The 19,847-nt window shown below is 45.7% G+C and carries 20 protein-coding genes; 12 read left to right on the top strand and 8 right to left on the bottom strand.

The annotated features are described in order from the left end of the window. Nucleotides 1-176 precede the first annotated feature (176 nt). Nucleotides 177-461, top strand: coding sequence for an H-NS family nucleoid-associated regulatory protein (locus tag ICN31_RS03125; protein WP_216258481.1), 285 nt, complete (start codon nucleotides 177-179; stop codon nucleotides 459-461). A 61-nt stretch (nucleotides 462-522) separates the two neighbouring features. Here the strand turns inward: ICN31_RS03125 and ICN31_RS03130 are convergent, their stop codons facing one another. Beyond that, nucleotides 523-1,221 (bottom strand): helix-turn-helix domain-containing protein, encoded by a 699-nt coding sequence (locus ICN31_RS03130; RefSeq protein WP_216258483.1) that lies wholly within the window; start codon nucleotides 1,219-1,221, stop codon nucleotides 523-525. 296 nt (nucleotides 1,222-1,517) lie between these two features. Here ICN31_RS03130 and ICN31_RS03135 point away from each other — a divergent pair, with 296 nt between their 5' ends. The 9 genes from ICN31_RS03135 (at nucleotide 1,518) to bamC (ending at nucleotide 12,921) form a co-directional block, all read left to right on the top strand. Further along, nucleotides 1,518-4,373, top strand: a complete 2,856-nt coding sequence (locus ICN31_RS03135; protein WP_216258485.1) for a 2-oxoglutarate dehydrogenase E1 component — start codon at nucleotides 1,518-1,520, stop codon at nucleotides 4,371-4,373. A gap of 40 nt (nucleotides 4,374-4,413) precedes the next feature. Beyond that, on the top strand, nucleotides 4,414-5,607 hold the full coding sequence (gene odhB / locus ICN31_RS03140) for a 2-oxoglutarate dehydrogenase complex dihydrolipoyllysine-residue succinyltransferase (protein WP_216258487.1): 1,194 nt from the start codon (nucleotides 4,414-4,416) through the stop codon (nucleotides 5,605-5,607). A 12-nt stretch (nucleotides 5,608-5,619) separates the two neighbouring features. Beyond that, nucleotides 5,620-7,056, top strand: coding sequence for a dihydrolipoyl dehydrogenase (lpdA, locus tag ICN31_RS03145; protein ID WP_216258489.1), 1,437 nt, complete (start codon nucleotides 5,620-5,622; stop codon nucleotides 7,054-7,056). Beyond that, nucleotides 7,057-8,160: a cell division protein ZapE gene (gene zapE, locus ICN31_RS03150; protein ID WP_216258490.1), complete on the top strand. Its 1,104-nt coding sequence runs from the start codon at nucleotides 7,057-7,059 to the stop codon at nucleotides 8,158-8,160. It abuts the gene before it with no gap. Nucleotides 8,161-8,169: 9 nt separating this feature from the next. After that, entirely contained in the window at nucleotides 8,170-9,021 is an 852-nt protein-coding gene (locus ICN31_RS03155; protein ID WP_216258492.1) for a 3',5'-nucleoside bisphosphate phosphatase, read from the top strand. A 29-nt stretch (nucleotides 9,022-9,050) separates the two neighbouring features. Beyond that, on the top strand, nucleotides 9,051-10,253 hold the full coding sequence (locus ICN31_RS03160) for a tryptophan--tRNA ligase (RefSeq protein WP_216258494.1): 1,203 nt from the start codon (nucleotides 9,051-9,053) through the stop codon (nucleotides 10,251-10,253). Next, nucleotides 10,240-10,827 (top strand): bifunctional 2-polyprenyl-6-hydroxyphenol methylase/3-demethylubiquinol 3-O-methyltransferase UbiG, encoded by a 588-nt coding sequence (locus ICN31_RS03165; protein ID WP_255530897.1) that lies wholly within the window; start codon nucleotides 10,240-10,242, stop codon nucleotides 10,825-10,827. The genes ICN31_RS03160 and ICN31_RS03165 overlap by 14 nt, the downstream gene beginning before the upstream one ends. Before the next feature lie 76 nt (nucleotides 10,828-10,903). Next, nucleotides 10,904-11,776: a 4-hydroxy-tetrahydrodipicolinate synthase gene (dapA, locus tag ICN31_RS03170; RefSeq protein WP_216260727.1), complete on the top strand. Its 873-nt coding sequence runs from the start codon at nucleotides 10,904-10,906 to the stop codon at nucleotides 11,774-11,776. Then, on the top strand, nucleotides 11,773-12,921 hold the full coding sequence (gene bamC, locus ICN31_RS03175) for an outer membrane protein assembly factor BamC (protein ID WP_216258496.1): 1,149 nt from the start codon (nucleotides 11,773-11,775) through the stop codon (nucleotides 12,919-12,921). Before dapA ends, bamC begins: the two co-directional genes overlap by 4 nt. A gap of 59 nt (nucleotides 12,922-12,980) precedes the next feature. Here the strand turns inward: bamC and ICN31_RS03180 are convergent, their stop codons facing one another. After that, nucleotides 12,981-13,148, bottom strand: a complete 168-nt coding sequence (locus ICN31_RS03180) for a hypothetical protein (protein ID WP_216258498.1) — start codon at nucleotides 13,146-13,148, stop codon at nucleotides 12,981-12,983. A 96-nt stretch (nucleotides 13,149-13,244) separates the two neighbouring features. Further along, the gene (locus ICN31_RS03185) at nucleotides 13,245-14,381 is read right to left on the bottom strand and encodes a cupin domain-containing protein (RefSeq protein ID WP_255530898.1); all 1,137 of its coding nucleotides are present in this window, start codon (nucleotides 14,379-14,381) and stop codon (nucleotides 13,245-13,247) included. 161 nt (nucleotides 14,382-14,542) lie between these two features. Here ICN31_RS03185 and ICN31_RS03190 point away from each other — a divergent pair, with 161 nt between their 5' ends. After that, nucleotides 14,543-15,151, top strand: coding sequence for a peptidylprolyl isomerase (locus tag ICN31_RS03190; RefSeq protein ID WP_216258502.1), 609 nt, complete (start codon nucleotides 14,543-14,545; stop codon nucleotides 15,149-15,151). Between the two features lie 15 nt (nucleotides 15,152-15,166). Here ICN31_RS03190 and cysE read toward each other — a convergent pair whose 3' ends face one another. Continuing rightward, nucleotides 15,167-15,925, bottom strand: coding sequence for a serine O-acetyltransferase (cysE, locus tag ICN31_RS03195; RefSeq protein ID WP_216258503.1), 759 nt, complete (start codon nucleotides 15,923-15,925; stop codon nucleotides 15,167-15,169). A 23-nt stretch (nucleotides 15,926-15,948) separates the two neighbouring features. Further along, complete coding sequence (locus tag ICN31_RS03200; protein ID WP_216258506.1) at nucleotides 15,949-16,698, bottom strand: RNA methyltransferase; 750 nt, start codon at nucleotides 16,696-16,698, stop codon at nucleotides 15,949-15,951. Nucleotides 16,699-16,827: 129 nt separating this feature from the next. Between ICN31_RS03200 and ICN31_RS03205 the strand changes: the two genes are divergently transcribed. Continuing rightward, nucleotides 16,828-17,616, top strand: a complete 789-nt coding sequence (locus tag ICN31_RS03205) for an inositol monophosphatase family protein (protein WP_088525137.1) — start codon at nucleotides 16,828-16,830, stop codon at nucleotides 17,614-17,616. A gap of 21 nt (nucleotides 17,617-17,637) precedes the next feature. On the opposite strand, the gene ICN31_RS03210 is transcribed toward ICN31_RS03205, so the two are convergent. The 3 genes from ICN31_RS03210 to ICN31_RS03220 are packed head-to-tail and all read right to left on the bottom strand — an operon-like array spanning nucleotide 17,638 to nucleotide 19,783. Continuing rightward, nucleotides 17,638-18,426, bottom strand: coding sequence for a UDP-2,3-diacylglucosamine diphosphatase (locus tag ICN31_RS03210; protein ID WP_216258508.1), 789 nt, complete (start codon nucleotides 18,424-18,426; stop codon nucleotides 17,638-17,640). Next, nucleotides 18,423-18,926 carry a peptidylprolyl isomerase gene (locus tag ICN31_RS03215; protein WP_216258510.1) on the bottom strand — a complete coding sequence of 168 codons (504 nt, stop codon included), beginning with the start codon at nucleotides 18,924-18,926 and terminating at the stop codon, nucleotides 18,423-18,425. Before ICN31_RS03215 ends, ICN31_RS03210 begins: the two co-directional genes overlap by 4 nt. Continuing rightward, nucleotides 18,926-19,783: a M48 family metallopeptidase gene (locus ICN31_RS03220; protein ID WP_216258513.1), complete on the bottom strand. Its 858-nt coding sequence runs from the start codon at nucleotides 19,781-19,783 to the stop codon at nucleotides 18,926-18,928. Before ICN31_RS03220 ends, ICN31_RS03215 begins: the two co-directional genes overlap by 1 nt. Nucleotides 19,784-19,847: the final 64 nt, after the last annotated feature.

Genomic DNA, 19,847 nt, shown 5'->3' on the forward strand with positions numbered 1-19,847 from the left:
TATTTATAATGATTATATTGATAAATACATATTTTCTAATAATATAAGCCTTTAAACATAAGGTTAATAATATATATATTGATCTCTAAGTTAATTTATATATAATGAGGTATTAAATATTTTAATTTACTTAATTGAGCTATTTTAAATAACCGAATACTTGGAGAAAAAAATAGATGTCTTCATATAAAGAGCTATTAGCTCAGCGCGAGCATTTAGATAAGCAGATTAAAGAGGCAATTGCCCGTGAAAAGGCTGATGGTATTGCTAAGGCTAAGGTGATCATTGAGCAATATGGCTTAAGTGCTTCAGACTTGTTCAGTCGCAAAGCAGGCGTTAAAAGTGGTGGTGGCAAGGTTGCCCCTAAATACCGCAATCCATCTACCGGTGAAGCCTGGACAGGCCGCGGCAAGGCGCCAAAGTGGATTGATGGCAAGGATCGCAGCGATTACTTGATCTAAATACCATTTCTTGTATTAAAAAAGGCCGCTGATGCGGCCTTTTTTATCGTCATCAATCCATTTATAGGCATTTCTTTCCTAGTGCTTCGATAAAGATCGGCTCCAAAAGTTCATGTCGACCCCCTTGAGGCCATGATTGATCTACCTCAATATTAGTTGCGGGGTAGCCAATGATGAGGGGATTGTGTTCAATCAGGCCATTTTCTAGCTCTTCTTGAATATTTTCTGCATATGGAGGCCTATGACTGCTGTTTTCATCGGCTAGAGCAACAACTCCTGGGTGAAGCTTAATAAATCCTTCATCTACTAATATAGGAATCCTCTGTGTATCTTTGTTTTTACTCAGATAATGGATCAAGTGAACCTGCTCTACTGGAGGAATTAGGGCATCTAAAAAGATCAAATCAGGCGCAATAGAGACTGCCTTCATCAGGCCCTCCAAGCTATCAATGGCGACCTCCATTTCCACCTTTAATTGCCAGTCTTGAATCGACTCTAGGAGATCTTGGCTGTTTTCAGCTCTCCGGAATATGCCCATAGCAATGCAGTTTTGGCTGGATTTTTGCCGCATTGCTCTTTTTCTACGTTGTAGCTGTTGTTCTAGAGAGCTGGCCAATATCCGTCTGTGGCCACCTCTAGTCTTCCAGGCGATTAATTCACCTAATTCGACCATTTTTTGGACAGTTCCAAGAGAGACCTGCAAAATCTTGGCGCTTTGCCTGGTGCTGAGATACTCCATGTCTGGGGTGATGGTTTTCATATTTCCCTTAATTTCATTAATTCACTCGAAGATTTAGAGAATAAAAATCAAACCCAAGGGAATCTGTCAGGAAACCTTGAAAGCCCGGTAGGAAAGTTCTTATTAATTTTTCCAGCTAGATAATTACCCTCAAATCACAACAGATAGGAAAGTCCTTTTGTAGAAAGTGGTCAATCGTGTTAAATTAACCCCGTAGCAGCAGTATTTGCACAGATCAATTCGTGAAACGGTGAAGCCGCGTAACGGATGGTTATAACCACAGTTTTAGTCGGGAAACCCGATGAAAGGTGAGCATCATGATGCAGGAATCAAGAGATAACTCTTATCTCTTTGGCGGTAACGCACCCTATGTAGAGGAACTCTACGAATCCTATTTGCACGATCCAGCTTCTGTTGCTGATCATTGGCGCACTTATTTTGATAATGTGAAACAAGTCCCTGCGGTTGATGGTTCGTCTCGAACTGACATTGCTCACGGACCCATTGTTGCGTCTTTTGCCCAGCGCGCTAAGCAAGGCCCCATCAGAACGATTTCTGATTCAGCGGACTCCGACATGGGACGTAAACGGGTTGCAGTACAGCAGTTGATCGCTGCGTATCGTAACGTTGGCAATCGCTGGGCAGATATTGACCCTTTAAAGCGCACTGAGCGCCCAGATATTCCTGAGTTGGATCCAGCATTCTATGGATTTACTGATGGCGATATGGATATCGTCTTCAATATTAGTAATACATTCTTCGGTAGAGCCGAAATGAGCTTGCGTGACTTACTGCAAGCATTGCGTGAAACATACTGCGGCACGATTGGTGCGGAGTACATGTTCATCGCCGACCAAAAGATTAAGAAGTGGTGGCAAGAGAAGTTAGAGTCTGTGCGCTCAAAACCCGCATTTAATGTGGAAAAAAAGCGTCAAATTTTAGATCGTGTTACTGCAGCAGAAGGCCTAGAGCGCTATCTACAAGCCAAGTATGTTGGTCAAAAACGCTTCTCCCTTGAGGGTGGAGATAGTTTCATCGCCTGTATGGATGAATTGATTCATCAAGCGGGCGCCAAAGGGGTTCAAGAAATCGTCATTGGTATGGCCCACCGTGGTCGTCTCAATGTTCTTGTGAACACTCTGGGCAAAATGCCAAAAGATTTATTTGCAGAGTTTGAGCACAAAGGCCCTGAGACTTTACCTGCAGGTGATGTGAAGTACCACCAAGGTTTTTCTAGTGATATCTCTACACCAACTGGACCAGTCCACGTTTCTTTAGCATTCAATCCTTCCCATTTGGAGATTGTGAATCCTGTAGTAGAAGGTTCAGCTCGGGCCCGCATGGATCGTCGTGGTGATGTTTTAGGACAACAGGTATTACCTGTGCTGGTTCATGGTGATGCTGCAATTGCTGGTCAAGGAGTTATGCAAGAGACTTTGTCGATGGCAGAGGTGCGCGGCTACTCAACCGGCGGCACAGTTCACATTGTGATCAATAACCAAATTGGTTTTACAACTTCAGACCCACGAGATTTGCGCTCTAGTTTGTACTGCACAGACATCATGAAGATTATTGATGCGCCGGTATTGCATGTGAACGGCGATGATCCTGAGGCAGTGGTATTGGCAACTCAATTAGCCATAGAGTTTCGTACGCAGTTCCACAAAGATGTAGCAATCGATATTGTTTGCTTCAGAAAACTGGGCCATAACGAGCAAGACACACCCTCGATGACTCAGCCTTTGATGTATAAAATTATCGCTGCTCATCCTGGCACACGTAAGCTATATGCAGACAAGCTAGAGGCAGAAGGCACATTGCCTGTTGGTACGGGAGATCAGATGGTCAAGGATTTCCGAGCTGCAATGGATGCCGGTATACAAACTTCTGACCCAGTCCTCAGTAATTACAAAGGTAAGTTTGCAGTAGATTGGGCGCCATTTTTGAATAAGAAATGGACAGATGAAGCGGATACAGCCATTCCCTTGACAGAGTGGAAGCGCTTGGCTGAACGTGTTTCTACTGCACGAGAAGGCTTTAAAGTTCACCCCCTAGTTGAAAAGGTTTTAAATGATCGCGCAGCAATGGGGCGTGGCGAAACGAACATTGACTGGGGTATGGGCGAGCATATGGCATTCGCATCCTTGGTCGCGAGTGGTTACCCAGTCCGATTGTCAGGTGAAGATAGCGGTCGTGGAACCTTTACGCATCGCCATGCGGTTTTACATAATCAAAATCGCGAGAAATGGGATACCGGTGTTTACATTCCACTGCGCCATATTGCTAAAGATCAAGCACCATTTTTAGTGATTGATTCTATTTTGTCTGAAGAGGCGGTTCTTGGGTTTGAGTATGGCTACGCTTCAGCTGAACCCAACACCTTAACCATTTGGGAAGCGCAATTTGGCGACTTCGCTAATGGTGCTCAAGTGGTGATCGATCAATTTATTGCCTCGGGTGAGGTGAAATGGGGTCGCGCTAATGGCTTAGTCATGATGTTACCGCATGGATATGAGGGTCAAGGCCCAGAGCATTCATCTGCTCGTCTTGAGCGCTTCATGCAGTTGTGTGCCGATACTAATATGCAAGTGATTCAGCCAACTACGGCAGCGCAGATCTTCCACGTATTACGTCGCCAGATGATTCGTCAATTCCGCAAACCGCTGATCTTGATGACACCTAAATCATTACTTCGTAATAAAGAGGCTTCTTCTCCTTTATCTGAATTTACCAAAGGCAAATTTCATACAGTATTGCCTGAACGTGATGACACTATTGATGCCAAACAAGTCACTCGTTTGGTCATGTGTTCCGGTAAGGTGTATTACGACCTCGTGAAACAGCGTGCAGAGAAGAAGATTGCCGACGTTGCCATCATTCGCTTAGAGCAGCTTTATCCCTTCCCACATAAGGCACTTGCCGCTGAGTTGAAGAAGTATCCCAAGATTGCAGAGGTTGTGTGGTGTCAAGATGAGCCGCAGAATCAAGGCGCTTGGTTCTTCGTCCAACATAATATTTTGGAGAATATGTCTGAGGGCATGAAGTTAGCTTATGCAGGGCGTCCTGCATCTGCTTCACCTGCCTGTGGATATGCTCATCTCCATCAAGAACAGCAGAAGTCTTTATTGAATGCAGCATTTGCCAATCTAAAAGGTTACGTGATCACGAAATAATCGTGCTCACACCTCAACATACATATAACTAGGATTAATCATGGCTATTTTTGAAGTTAAAGTTCCACAACTCTCTGAATCAGTTGCTGAGGCAACTTTATTGCAGTGGAAAAAGAAAGTCGGCGATGCCGTTGGTCAAGACGAAATCTTGATTGAGATTGAAACTGACAAAGTCGTTCTCGAAGTACCATCACCTTCTGCTGGCGTCATTACTGAAATCGTAGTGGCCGATGGCGGCACTGTTGTAGCTGAGCAATTGATTGCTAAGATTGACAGCACTGCAGTAGCTGCTAAGTCTGCGCCTGCAGCAGTAGCTCCAGCCGCAGCTCCTGCAAAAGCTGCTCCAGCGGCTAAAACTTCTTCTGCAGCTGCAGCCCCTTCAGCAGCAAAAATTCTGGCGGAAAATAATCTGAGCTCTGCACAAGTAACTGGCTCGGGTCGTGATGGTCGCATTACTAAAGGCGATGCTTTAAATGCTGCCGCTGGTGGTGCAAAATCCGCCTCTATCCCAACTGCATCCATTCCAATGGGTGATCGCCCAGAAGAGCGCGTTCCCATGAGTCGCTTGCGTGCTCGTATTGCTGAACGTTTATTAGAGTCACAAGCAAATAACGCCATATTGACTACATTCAATGAAGTCAATATGGCTCCAGTCATTGCGCTTCGCAATAAATATAAAGACCAATTTGAAAAGACCCATGGTGTGAAGTTAGGCTTTATGTCTTTCTTTGTGAAAGCAGCAACACATGCTTTGAAGAAATTCCCCTTACTCAATGCCTCTGTAGATGGTAATGACATTGTGTACCACGGTTACTTCGATATTGGCATCGCCGTAAGCTCTCCGCGTGGCTTGGTAGTGCCCATCCTGCGAGATGTTGACCAAATGAATTTAGCTGATATTGAGAAGAAGATTGCTGAGTTTGGACTTAAAGCTCGTGAAGGTAAATTGTCGATTGAAGAGTTGACTGGCGGTACATTCTCCATCTCTAACGGCGGTGTATTTGGTTCTATGCTCTCTACGCCGATTATCAACCCACCACAATCTGCTATCTTGGGTATCCACGCCACTAAGGACCGTGCTGTCGTTGAAAACGGTCAAGTAGTAGTGCGCCCAATGAACTACCTTGCTTTGTCATACGACCACCGCATCATTGATGGCCGTGAGGCTGTGCTTGGTTTGGTTGTCATGAAGGATGCTTTGGAAGATCCAGCACGTCTACTTCTTGATTTGTAAGAAGGGAAGATCATGAGCCAAGCTTTTGATGTAGTGGTAATTGGTGCTGGCCCTGGTGGCTACATCGCCGCAATTCGTGCAGCGCAACTAGGTTTTAAGGTTGCCTGCGCAGAATCGAGTTCTTATGATGATCCAAAAGGCGAGCCTCGTTTAGGGGGTACGTGCTTGAACGTGGGCTGTATTCCGTCGAAGGCTTTGCTAGCTTCTTCTGAAGAGTTCGAGAAGATTAGTCATCATGCTGCTGATCATGGCATTAATGTTGGATCTGTCAGCATTGATTCTAAAAAGATGGTTTCTCGTAAAGATGACATTGTTACGAAGATGACTGGTGGTATTGCGTATCTCTTTCGCAAGAATAAAATCACTTTATTAAAAGGTCATGCCTCCTTTGAATCTAAGGGCGCTGATGGCTATCAAATCAAGATTGACGGTAAAGATAAGTCAAGCGTTACGGCAAAGAACGTCATCATTGCGACTGGTTCTAAAGCCCGTCACTTGCCTGGTTTGACAGTCGATAACGTTTTGATCTGCGATAACGAAGGTGCCCTCAAGTTCGATTCAGTACCCAAGAAGCTAGGTGTTATTGGCGCTGGTGTGATTGGCTTAGAGCTTGGCTCTGTATGGCGCCGCTTAGGATCAGAAGTCGCTGTTCTCGAAGCACTGCCATCTTTCTTGGCTGCATGCGATATGGGCATTGCTAAAGAAGCCCAAAAGCTATTCATTAAGCAAGGCTTGAACATCAATATGGGCGTGAAGATTGGTGATGTCAAGGCTGATAAGAAGGGTGTGGTCGTTAATTACACTGACAGCGCTGGTAAGGCGACTAAGTTAGAGTGCGATCGCTTGATTGTTTCTGTTGGTCGTGTTCCAAACACGGATAAGTTAGGATTAGACAAGATTGGTCTTAAGGTGGATGAGCGTGGTTTCATTCCAATTGACGATCACACTTGCGCTACTGCTGCACCTGGCGTATACGCCGTTGGAGATGTCGTGCGCGGACCGATGTTGGCCCACAAAGCAGAGGATGAGGGCGTGTTGGTAGCAGAAGTGATTGCTGGCCAAAAACCGCATATCGATTACAACTGCATTCCTTGGGTGATTTATACCGATCCTGAAATTGCTTGGGTTGGTAAGACTGAGCAAGCCCTGAAAGAGGCTGGCATTGCCTATAAAGCTGGTCAATTTCCATTTGGGGCTAATGGCCGTGCATTGGGTATGGGTCGCGCTGATGGGTTTGTCAAAATCTTGGCTGATGCTAAGACCGATGAAATTCTTGGTGTTCATATCATCGGCCCAAATGCTTCAGATTTAATTGCTGAAGCTGCAGTGGCGATGGAATTTAAGGCGGCAGCTGAGGATATTGCACGCATCTGTCATCCGCATCCAAGTCTGTCAGAAGTCATGCGCGAAGCAGCATTGGCAACTGACCAACGCGCATTAAATATGTAATTGAAAACCATTGAGTACTACGAACAAGAGTTAAAAACGCGCGGGTATCATACCGATCCCGCGCAGCTTCGCGCTGTAGAGCGTTTACAGCAGTGTGAAGATGAATGGATTGCTTACAAAGAAATTCGCAGTAACAATCTTAAGAAGGCACTATTTAAGCCAGTGCTGCCCCGTGGTTTGTATTTATGGGGCGGAGTAGGGCGTGGCAAATCCTTTGTGATGGATTGCTTTTATGCTGCCTCCCCAGTAGAAAAAAAGATTCGTATTCATTTTCATGAGTTCATGCGTGAGGTTCACCGCGAATTACATGAGCTATCGGGTATGGCAGACCCTTTGGACGAGCTTGCTAAAAGAATATCGCAACGCTTTCGCTTGATTTGCTTTGACGAGTTCCATATCAACGACATTGCTGATGCAATGATTTTATATCGCCTCTTAAGTGCCCTATTTGAAGATCGTGTGCAATTTGTGATGACATCCAACTATCGTCCAGATCAGTTGTATCCCAATGGCTTGCATCGTGATCGTTTGATACCAGCTATTCAATTACTCGAAGAAAGATTGGATGTTCTCAATCTGGATGCAGGAAATGACTATCGTCGTCTGCAGATGGCACAAGTAGAAGCCTATTTAACGCCAGCCAGTGCGGAAACTCAGGTGAAGCTGGGTCAAATGTTTCAAACGCTGATAGGTAATCGCAAAGAGGTTGCGATGCCGGTCTTGAATATTGAGTCTCGTGAGCTTAGGCCCTTGCATATGGCTAATGGCGTTGTATGGTTTGATTTTCAAACTTTATGCTGCGGCCCGCGCTCTCAAAATGACTATCTTGAGATTGCCAAGCAGTTTCATACCGTAATTGTCTCTGGAGTGCCTTACATGCCTCCTAGGATGACCAATGAAGCACGTCGCTTTATTTGGCTCATTGATGTCTTATATGACCATAAAATCAAATTAATCATCTCTGCTGAGGTTCCAGCCCCAGATCTGTATACCGAGGGCCAAATTACGGCAGAATTCTCCAGAACGGTGTCACGCCTCATTGAGATGCAGTCCCGTGACTACTTAGACGCACCGCGCCGGGTAATTGATACCAGCTTGACCTAAAATAGGGTCATGAGCAGCTTTTCACCTATTAATGCCGATTTGCATTGCCATTCAGTAGTCTCTGATGGCACTTTGACGCCTGAACAGCTCGCAGAGCGTGCCAAATCTAATGGTGTGAATTTATGGGCGCTCACAGACCATGATGAGTTAGGTGGTCAGCAGCGCGCCAAAGATGCAGCTAGCGCTTTGAATATGGATTACCTTGCTGGCGTAGAAATTTCAGTCACGTGGATGGGGCAAACCATTCACATTGTTGGCCTTGGTATTGATGCTAACCATGCTGGGATTCTGGAGGGACTCCGTCGCACGCGCGAAGGTCGCACAGATCGTGCTCAACTCATGGCAGATCAATTATTAAAAGTGGGTATTCCTGGTGCTTATGAAGGTGCGCTCCATTTCGCAGGCAACGATCAGTTGATTTCCAGAACCCACTTTGCACGTTTCTTAGTAGAGCAGGGCGTTTGCCGTGATACTGAACAGGTATTTAAAAATTACCTGGTTGAAGATAAGCCAGGCTATGTTCCGCATATGTGGGCAACATTGGATAATGCGGTTGCTTGGATTAAGGCTGCTGGCGGAGTTGCAGTCATCGCTCATCCGGGACGCTATAGCAGGCTAAATGCGATGCAGATGGATGAGCTCTTTAAGCACTTTAAAGATATTGGCGGTTTGGCAATTGAGGTCATCACTGGAAGTCATAGTCCAGACCAATACCAAACCTTTGGGAAGATTGCTCAGCAGTATGGTTTCTTGGCGTCTCGAGGATCAGACTTTCATGATCCTGATGAGAGTCATATTGACCTCGGTAATTTGCCGCATTTACCAGACCACCTCACACCAGTATGGTCTGCATTTCATTGATTCATTAACAATAAAGATAAAGAATAAAGATGTTTGCTGAACGTGTTCTCTCCGGTATGCGACCTACGGGTAATTTGCATCTTGGCCACTACCATGGCGTACTCAAGAATTGGGTGCGATTGCAATCTGAGTATCCCTGCTTTTTCTTTGTTGCAGATTGGCATGCTCTAACTACTCACTATGAAACCCCCGATGTGATTGAGCAATCTGTTTGGGATATGGTGATTGATTGGTTGGCTGCAGGCGTAGATCCAAATCAGGCAACTTTATTCATTCAAAGTAAGGTCCCAGAGCATGCAGAACTTTTTTTGCTACTTGCCATGGGAACCCCATTGGGTTGGCTTGAGCGGGTGCCGACCTATAAAGACCAGATTGAAAAGTTAAAAGAAAAGGATTTACAAACCTACGGCTTTTTAGGCTATCCCTTGCTACAAGCTGCCGATATTCTGATTTATCGCGCTCAACATGTACCAGTCGGTGAAGATCAAGTACCCCATGTAGAAATGACACGTGAAGTAGCACGCCGTTTTAATTATTTATATGGTCGTGAACCTGGTTTTGAAGAAAAAGCTTTAGAGGCTGTAAAAAAGTTAGGTAGTAAACGCGCCAAAATGTATGCGGAGTTACGTGTTGCGTTTCAGGAGCGTGGCGATGATGAGGCTTTAGAGCAAGCTAAAGCATTACTACAAGAAGCACAAAGCTTATCAATGGCAGATCGTGAGAGATTATTTGGTTTCTTAGAAGGCTCACGAAAAATTATTCTTCCTGAGCCGCAGGCATTATTAACTTCAGCATCGCGCATGCCAGGAATTGATGGTCAAAAGATGTCTAAGTCTTATGGCAATACGATCAGCATTCGCGAGGCACCTGAAGAAGTTATTAAAAAAATCCGCACGATGCCTACCGACCCCGCTCGCGTCCGCAGAACAGATGTGGGTGACCCTGCGCGCTGCCCAGTATGGCAATTGCATGTTGTGTACTCCAATGAAGAAACCAAGCAATGGGTTGAAAAGGGTTGTAAATCAGCAGGCATTGGCTGTCTTGAATGTAAGCAGCCAGTAATCGATGCCATTCTTGCAGAGCAGCAACCGATGTTTGAGCGTGCGCAGAAGTATTTGGATGATCCAAGTCTTTTGCGATCCATCATTGCCGATGGTGGTGATAAAGCTCGCAAAGTTGCTCAAGAAACGATGCGTGAGGTCCGCGAAGCGATGGGCCTTGACTACGATTAAGGCTGTTGGCTTGCTTGGTTCGCACGATTCAATTGTGAAACCATCTTCTTGGGTGGTGCGTTTTGCACCACTGATTCCCAAGGGCGCTATAGCACTCGATCTTGCATGTGGGTCAGGTCGCCATTCTCAGTTATTGGCTCATCTGGGTCATTGCGTCTTGGCTGTAGATCAAGATATCTCAGCGATCCAGAATGTACTGTCTTCCGCCATTACTCCAAAATGTCTCAATCTTGAGGAAGGTGCTTGGCCTTTATCTGGGTCAAAGTTTGGCGGTATTGTGGTGACCAATTACCTATATCGCCCTCATCTGGATCGTTTGCCTGAACTATTGGAAGAGGGCGGGGTTCTGATTTATGAAACTTTTGCCCTAGGCAATGAAAAGTTCGGCAAACCATCAAACCCTAATTTCCTTTTAAATCCTGGGGAATTATTGGCTTTTGCCGCTCGCCATGGCCTCAAAGTCCTTGCCTATGAGGATATTTATGTGGACGAGCCCAAACCAGCCATGGTTCAGCGCCTTTGCGCTGTAAAAGGGATGTTAAAAGACCGCATTCCGTTACAATTTCAAGCTTAAGACAGTCCATATCGGTGCATATTCGGTGACAAATACAGTTCAATCTAAAAGCAACAAAAAGACCATTGCTGGCAGCATGCCTGCCATCGTTACTCCGATGCATGAAGATGGTAGCTTGGATTACCCTGGCTTGCGATCTTTACTAGATTGGCATGTGGCTGAAGGTTCTGATGGCATCGTCATTGTTGGTACTAGCGGTGAATCTCCAACGGTCTCTGTAGAGGAGCACTGCGAATTAATTCGTGTTGCGGTAGAGCAAATTGCTGGTCGTATTCCGGTGATTGCAGGTACCGGTGGCAATTCTACGATTGAGGCTATTGAATTAACCCAGTTCGCTAAAAAAGTAGGCGCTGATGCTAGCTTGCAGGTTGTTCCTTATTACAACAAGCCAACACAAGAGGGTATGTATGCCCACTTCAAAAAGATTGCTGAGTCTGTTGATCTACCGGTAATTTTATATAACGTTCCCGGTCGTACAGTCGCTGATTTGGCTGGGGATACTGTTTTACGTCTAGCGGGTGTTCCGGGGATCATTGGCATCAAGGATGCAACTGGAAGCTTGGAACGGGGCACTTTGTTGATTGCGGACTTAAAGCGTTCAGGCCATGCTGACTTTTCAGTATTTTCGGGTGATGATTTAACTGCTGCAATGCTGATGCTCATGGGTGGCAAGGGCAACATTTCAGTAACGGCCAATGTTGCGCCGCGTTTGATGCATGAGTTATGCGTTGCAGCGATGTCAGATGATGTGAAAAAAACCCGCGAGATTCAATATAAATTGCTAGCAGTACACAAGGCGATGTTTACGGAAGCAAATCCAATCCCAGTGAAATGGGCCCTTCATGAAATGGGTAAGATCACTGCGGGCATTCGCTTGCCGTTAACTCCTTTAAGCGCTTCTTTACGTGAATCCTTGAAGGCGGCATTAAAACAGGCTGACTTGATATGAAGAATTTGATGCAACTACTTCGCCATTACATGGCGATTCTTGGTCTTGTGATCATAGCCGCAGGTGCCTTGACAGCTTGTAAATCAGTTACTAGTAACGATACTGTTGATTACAAAGCTACTGGAGCGGTGCGCGGCCCTAATTTATCTTATCCGCCGGATTTGATTACCGCTCAAGCAGATCGTCGTTATATTGTTCAAGACGGCACTGCAACGATGTCGGAATATAACGCAGCGATGAAAAAATCAGTTCAGATGCGCAATAGCGTGATGACCGGCATACCAGGAATGCGAATTGCACGAGATGGTGAGCGTCGTTGGTTGGTGGTTGAAAAACCCGCCACAGAGCTTTACCCGCAGGTTAAGGATTTTTGGCAAGAAAACGGTTTCTTGTTAGTGGTTGATTCACCATCTACTGGGATCATGGAAACCGATTGGGCAGAAAATCGTGGCAAGATTGCTCAGGATTGGATTCGCTCAACCATTGGTGGCGCTTTAGACTCTATCTATGACACTGGTGAGCGCGACAAATATAAAACCCGTTTAGAGGCTCCCAAGCCTGATGAAACTGAGATTTACATTACGCAAAAAGGCGCTCTGGAAAAGTGTGTGACGGATGCAACGAGTCAGTGTATCTCCACCATATGGACTAGCCGTCCTAATGATCCTGAATTAGAGGCTGTATTCTTAGCGCGCTTAATGGAGCGTCTGGGCATGACTCAAGAGCAGGCCAAGGCAATGGTCGCAGCGCCTTTAGGCCCCAAGACTCCAAAAGCAAAATTAGTCCAAGAAGCCAATAAACAGACTTATATCGTATTGAGCGCTGGTTTTGATCGCTCATGGCGTGATGTAGGTTTGGCTCTGGATCGTTCTAACTTTACAGTCGAAGATCGCAATCGTTCCGCGGGTGTTTACTATGTTCGTTACGTAAATACCAAAGATGTAGGTGATACCAAGGGCTTCTTTTCAAATCTCTTCAGCAGTAAGGATGACGCAATGTTGAAGGCCAAGAAGTATCAAGTGGTCGTTAAGAGTACTGGAGAGAATTCAGCGAACGTCTATGTTCAAGATGCCGATGGTAAGCCAGAAAATACACCGGCTGGCGTCCAATTATTAACCTTACTCAATGATCAGTTAGCAAAATAGATCAGTTCAAGTAATAAAAAAAGCCGCTTTAGAGCGGCTTTTTTTCATCCAGAAGAAGATTACTTCTTAGCGTCAGCAGCAGGAGCAGCGGGAGCAGCAGCAGGAGCTTCAGCAGCAGGAGCAGCTGGAGCAGCAGCAGGAGCTTCAGCAGGTTTTGCTTCTTCTTTTTTACCGCAAGCGGCTAAGGCGATAGCTAAGATTGCAACGAATACGAGTGACTTCTTCATTTGTGATTCCCTCTAAAAAATTAAACAACAATGATCTGTAATTGTGATGAAAATTCCTAGGGATTGCCCCTAGGTGATTTCCAGTATAGATTATATCTATACTGACTTTGCACTCTCAAAAACCAGCCAGCCTGCAAGGTAGGCTTCATAAAGGGTACTCTGATTACTAAGTTGCGGTTTCGTGCCCACCAGTGCTTTTTTGGCTGAGAGGATTCGCCAAGCTTGTGCGATATCCTCGGGCTGACCTTGGCTCATATTTTCGCCATTGCAAAAGACTTCTTTGCCAAGACTCAGAATGCGTGTTTGGGGGCTTGGTAGAAGCTTCTTTAAACCAAGTTGTTTGGAAAATCGACTAGGGCTTAGAGGCTTTGCTGGGCCCTCAAAAAAAGCCTGTGGTTTAGGTTCGGATAGGTAGGCTGTGATGCCAGGTAAAAACCGATGTACTTGATCTAATTGCAACTCGCGAAGCTTGACTGTGATTTGCTTGATGAGCTCTTCTGGAAGTTGCTCGGCATTCAGGCTGGCTTTTTGCCTTGGATCGGCAAATTTCTGTTCAAGCTCAGGCATTTCTTCTAGAGATTCAGCTAAGCGCCATAAACCTTCTTGTAGTAATTCTTTAAAGCTAGGAGACCTAAAGCCAACAGACCAAGTTTGACAACCTGCATCCAGAGCAACACCATCATGGGCAATATGTGGTGGCAAGTAAAGCATATCGCCTGGCTCTAAGACCCAGTCATGCTCAGGCTTAAAGTGCTGCAAAATTTTGAGAGGCAGATTGGGGCTCAGACTTAAATCTTTTTGCTGGGATATTTGCCAGCGTCTTGTGCCAGACATCTGAATTAAAAAAACATCGTAAGAGTCAAAGTGGGGTCCAACGCCACCACCAATTCCGGCAATGCTAATCATTAAATCATCCAGACGGGCATCTGGGATAAAGCGAAACCAGGAGAGAATTTTTGCAGCAGCAGGGTGATGGGCTTCCATCCCTTGAAGTAGTAGCGTCCAATTGGGTTTACTCAATGCTGGGATAGATTTTTTTGAAAATGGACCAGCGTTAAAGCTCCATGGATTTGATTTAATGAGTCTGGATTCAACCCCATCTTGGCTGGCAAGTGCAATCAGTTCACTTGCAGTGATAGGGCTGCCCAAGCTTTCCTGATTTTGTTCGGCTAGCGTAAATGCAGGAATGGCTCCACGGATCAATAGCGGTTTTTTGTGCCAATAGCTTTCCATGAATAAATTGGGGCTAATCCCCCCAAATAATGCCCAAGGCTCATTTAGAGGCAGATTTTGAGGGGCCTTGGGGGGCTGATAGGGTTTGCTCAAGTAAAATGAAGTCATAAAGTGAAAGCTTAGCAAAAACTCATAAAAAACGAATGTTCGACAGATTTCGCATGAAGATTGAAAAAAATACCATCGTATCCCTTCGCTATAAGTTAACTGATGCTCAAAATAATGTCATTGAAGAACCAGATTCTCCGATGGTATACCTGCACGGCGGTTATGAGGGGACTTTCCCAAAAATAGAAACTCTTTTAGATGGCCAAGATATTGGTTATGAAACAACTATTCAGCTTGAGCCAAGCGAGGCTTTTGGTGAGTATGATCCAGAGCTTCTGAAGATTGAGCCACGCACGCGTTTTCCTGAGCCACTTGAAGTGGGTATGCAATTTGAAGGAATACCAGACGCTGACGAAGCATCAGATGTAACAGATGATCCTGATTCTGATGATGAGCCACTGATTTATACAGTGACTGATGTTGCAGATAGTCAAGTAGTGCTTGATGGTAATCATCCCTTAGCAGGGATGGCTTTGCGTTTTTGGGTTCAGGTTGAAGACATCCGCGCTGCTACAGAAGACGAGATCCAAAATCGACATCCAAAAGGGGGTGAGAGTTTTACTTTTGGAATGCCCAATGATGATGGGGATGATGCAGATGAGGAAGCTTTTTCAGGATCTGCCTCAGGCTCAATAAGCCCCAACCCACGTACACTTCATTAAATAGTATTACCGCTTTTACTCTTTAAGCCACTCTTTGATGGCATCCAAGTCCCGCTTGGTATCGCTTGAACTTGAGGCATCAGTTGGGGCGTTACTCAGCTTGGCTAATGCTTTTTCTAGCGCAGCAATCTTGGCTTCTTGTTCAATCGTTGCATCAATTAAGCCCTTGAGCGCCATTGATACTGGGTCATCGACATTTGGCGTTACGCCATAAGCAGAAAAATATTCTTTTGTTTTGCTGTCAGCGCTTTGTGGCAAGTCTGGGTGCAGGATGCGTGCAGGTATTCCAACAGCAGTGGCACCCGCTGGGATTTCTTTTAAGACTACTGCGTTTGATCCAACCCGTGCACCGTCGCCAACAGTAAATCCACCAAGCACTTTTGCGCCAGCGCTCACAACTACACCTTTGCCCAAAGTGGGGTGGCGTTTAACGCCTTTATAAAGTGAAGTTCCACCTAAGGTTACGCCTTGATAAATTGTGCAGTCATCGCCGATTTCAGTAGTCTCACCAATAACAATGCCAAGACCGTGATCTAAAAATACACGACGACCAATCTTTGCGCCCGGATGAATTTCAATACCGGTAATGAACCGAGAGATCATGGATAAGACGCGCGCAATCCACTTAAGACCTAGGTTCCATAAAAAGTGAGAGATGCGATGTAGCCAAACGGCATGCAAGCCCTGGTAGCAAGTAATAACCTCAAGGCGGTTTCTTGCGGCGGGGTCTCTGGCAATAATGGAGTCGACTTGGTCGAATAGTGAATTAGACATGGTTTGATTTTAACGGGATGCGCTTATTTTCTCTGGAGCATCTGTTTGGCAATCCCCCGCAAGAGATCGATTTCTTCTTTATGCAGCCGGCTACGAGCAAATAATGCCTGCAAGCGAGGCATGAGCTTTTTGGGATGATTGGGGTCTAGATAGCCTATGGCCTCAAGGCCTTCACGCCAATGGTCGAGCATGGCTGCTATGGCAGCAGGATCGGCTAATTGCGCCAATTCCTCACGATTTACCATCATTTCTGGCTTGCCAGTCTCACTCAGGCCCTCTCTGAGGGTGTAGGCACAGACCATGAGGGCTTGGGCTAGGTTAAGGGAAGGGTATGCAGGATTGGCGTCTAACCAAACTCTATGAGTACATAAAGATAGGTGATCGTTGTCTAAACCTGTTCGCTCTGGCCCAAATACTAAAGCGACTCTTCCTTGGTTGGCTACAGATTCCTGTATGAGGGCGCGAGCTGATACCCAGTCTATAGCTGGCGGACCAAATTCCCGATCTCGGCTGGTTAGGCCAAGCACTACTGAGCATCCTTGAATTGCCGAGGCTAAAGAGTTTGACTCTTGGGATGACTCTAGAACATCAACCGCACCGCTTGCCAAAGCAATGGCTTCTGACTCTTTGGCCACATTCTGCATTTTTGGGTTAATCAGACGTAGATCACTAAAGCCCATTGTTTTTAGGGCTCGCGCCGCGGATCCAACATTGCCAGGATGACTGGTTTCAACTAGAACCCAGCGTAGTAATTGGGATTTCTCGGGATTCATAGGTTGCTTATCAGTATCAAGGGAGGCTCAAAGCACTAATCGTTTAGAATCAGGGTATTCGCTTGGTATTGTCATGCAGTTTAGGCAATATTACAGGCTCGTTCTTATTTAATTTGTCCATCAATACTTATGCATCCCATGTTAAATGTGGCCGTAAAGGCTGCCCGTCGTGCTGGAACTGTGATTAACCGAGCTTCTCTTAATTTAGAGCGCTTACAGGTTGATCGCAAACAACACAATGATTTCGTAACCGAGGTGGACAAAGCCGCAGAAGCGGCAATCATTGAAACACTCAGTGAGGCCTATCCAACCCATGGATTTTTGGCTGAAGAAACGGGCGAACATAACATCGACGCAGAGAACGTGTGGATCATTGATCCACTGGATGGCACAACCAACTTTATTCATGGCTTTCCGCAATATGCAGTGTCGATTGCATTGGCAGTTAATGGCGTAACTCAACAAGCAGTAGTTTATGACCCAACGCGTGATGAGTTATTTACGGCTACTCGTGGAGCTGGCGCATATTTAGATCGCCGCCGCTTACGTGTTGCCACCCAAGATCGCCTAGTAAGCTCTTTACTGGGCACTGGTTTTCCATATCGCGAAGATCAAGACTTGGAAAAATATTTAAAAATCTTTGCAGAGATGACGCGACAGTGCGCTGGCTTACGCCGCCCTGGTGCTGCATCCTTAGACTTAGCTTATGTTGCTGCAGGTCGTTACGATGGCTTCTTTGAAAGTGATCTGAAGCCCTGGGACATGGCAGCAGGAGCCTTATTGATTACCGAGTCAGGTGGCTTGGTTGGCAATTATCGCGGTGAAGAAGGCTTTCTCAAAAGTGGCGAAGTGATGGCCGCGAATCCTAGAATCTTTGCACAGATGGTGCAGTGTTTATCCAAATACTCTAATACCTAAGAATTTAATAAACTGATCTGTTTAAGTTTTGCTCAGATCGATAGAGCGTACACCTTGATTATTAATAGATAGTGCGCTTGCTCTTGGGACAGTTCTCACTGGGTGATCTAGATCCCAGTCTGATAATACCCAGCGTTGCCACGTTTGCTGACCTAATTGCTCATGGTGATGGGCAGGTAAATGGGTATGGCCATGTATTAACTTATCCATAGACCATTTCTTCATGATTGCAGCACATGCCTCTAGGGTCACATTGGTTCGCATACCATTGCGCGCAGTTGATTTACTTGCGCTATGTTGATATTGGGTGTGACGATTGCTACGAAGGCGGTTAGCAATTGAGCGGCGCCAGTTGAGCGGCATGCTTAAGAACAATTTCTGGATCCAAGGCTTCCTGACGATACCGCGAAAGATCTGATAGCCAATATCTGCGGTACACAAAGAGTCACCATGGCAGACAAGATATTTTTCGCCAGCGATTTCAATGAGGGATGGGTCAGCCAAAAGAGTCATGCCTGTTTTTTTCAAAAAACTATGGCCAATTAAGAAATCCCGGTTACCGTGAACATAATAGGTTTTAGTTTTCGCTGACAGATTCGCCAGTGCGCTCAGTACTTCCTGCTGGAATGGTGAACTCGAAGAAGTGTCATCGCCTACCCAATACTCGAACAGATCACCTAGAATAAAAACAGCTTCTGCCTTGGGAGCTTCCTTTTCACAGAAGTCAAAAAAGCGTTGCGCCGTCAAGGGCATTGACGGCGTCAGATGGATATCTGAGATGAGCAGTGCGCTCGAGTATTGCGGAATCATTCCTCGAGAACGCTTGCCTTATCAATCAGGACGTCTTCAGATGGCACATCTTGATGAAAGCCAGAGCTGCCAGTTTTTACTTTACCAATAGTGTCCACAATGTTCATGCCATCGGTAACTTTGCCAAAGACGGCATAGCCCCAACCCTGAGCATTGGGCGCGGTGTGATTTAAAAAATCATTGTCATTTGTATTGATGAAAAATTGCGCTGTAGCAGAGTGTGGATCGCTAGTGCGGGCCATCGCTACGGTGTAGCGGTCATTCTTAAGACCGTTATTCGCTTCGTTTTCAATCTCAGCACCGGTAGGTTTTTGTTTCATGCCGGCAGTCATGCCGCCGCCTTGAATCATAAAGTTATTAATGACGCGATGAAAGATCGTGCCATCATAGTGGCCGCTCTTGACGTATTGCAAAAAATTAGCAACGCTCTTAGGGGCTTTTTTAGAATCAAGACTCAGTGTGATGTCACCATGATTCGTTTTTAACAGTACTTTAGCCATTATTTGGATCTACTTTCTGGAAGGTTGGTGGATGGAGTATCAATTCGTTGTGTATCAGTTGCATTGAGTGGGCGATTTTCAATCTGATTAAGCTGACGCTTTGGAGGGGGCTTCAATATATCCGTTAGGGCTTTAGACCTTCTGGTGTATTGACCTTGATTGAGTTGCGCATTTTTTGCTGCATTCTCATATGCTTGCGCACCAAGACGAATATAGATTTCGCCTAAATTAGCAGAGGCAATCGCGTAGCTTGGGCGAAGCTTCAAAGCGAGCTCTAAATAATCTCTCGCTTCAATCCAGTTCTCCTGGTTAGCAGCGATTGCGGCTAGATTGTTATAGGGTTCAGGTAGCTCCGGAAATTGCTGGGTAATTTCAATTAAGGTTTTTTTAGCTTGAGTAAATTGACGCATCTCCATTTGTACTCGGGCCTTCACAAAACGCAGTTGTACATTACGCGGGGTCTTCTTGAGTTGAGAGTTAATCAAATCAATCGCATCTTCAAATTTACGAGCTTTGACTAGTTTTTCAACATCAGAGGGGACTGCATTTTTGGTAATAGGATCTGGCTCAATAATTAAGAAGGATAGGAGAGGCAGCGCCACAGTCTCAGAGAGCCCTGAATTTAATGGGTCATAAGCAGTATCGCTAGATAGCCGCGGAGGGTCATTGGGACTGTATCCCCCCAAATAGCCCTGAGGAGCAGTAGAAGATTTCATTTCTTGAGTATTTGCTGCCCGAATTTCCGCATCTGCACGCTGTTGGGCGGGGGTACTGCAGCCTAAAATCAAGCCTGTGGCAAACATTGCAGCAAGAATCTTGAAAATATTACGGGGTGGTGCTGGGATGGTAGCGGGCATAGGGGAGGGGGTATAAAACTGGCTCATTCGATATACTCAGCGCTCAGTCTAACAAATTGGCGCT

The sequence above is a fragment of the Polynucleobacter sp. UB-Piko-W3 genome (assembly GCF_018881635.1).
GTDB lineage: Bacteria > Pseudomonadota > Gammaproteobacteria > Burkholderiales > Burkholderiaceae > Polynucleobacter.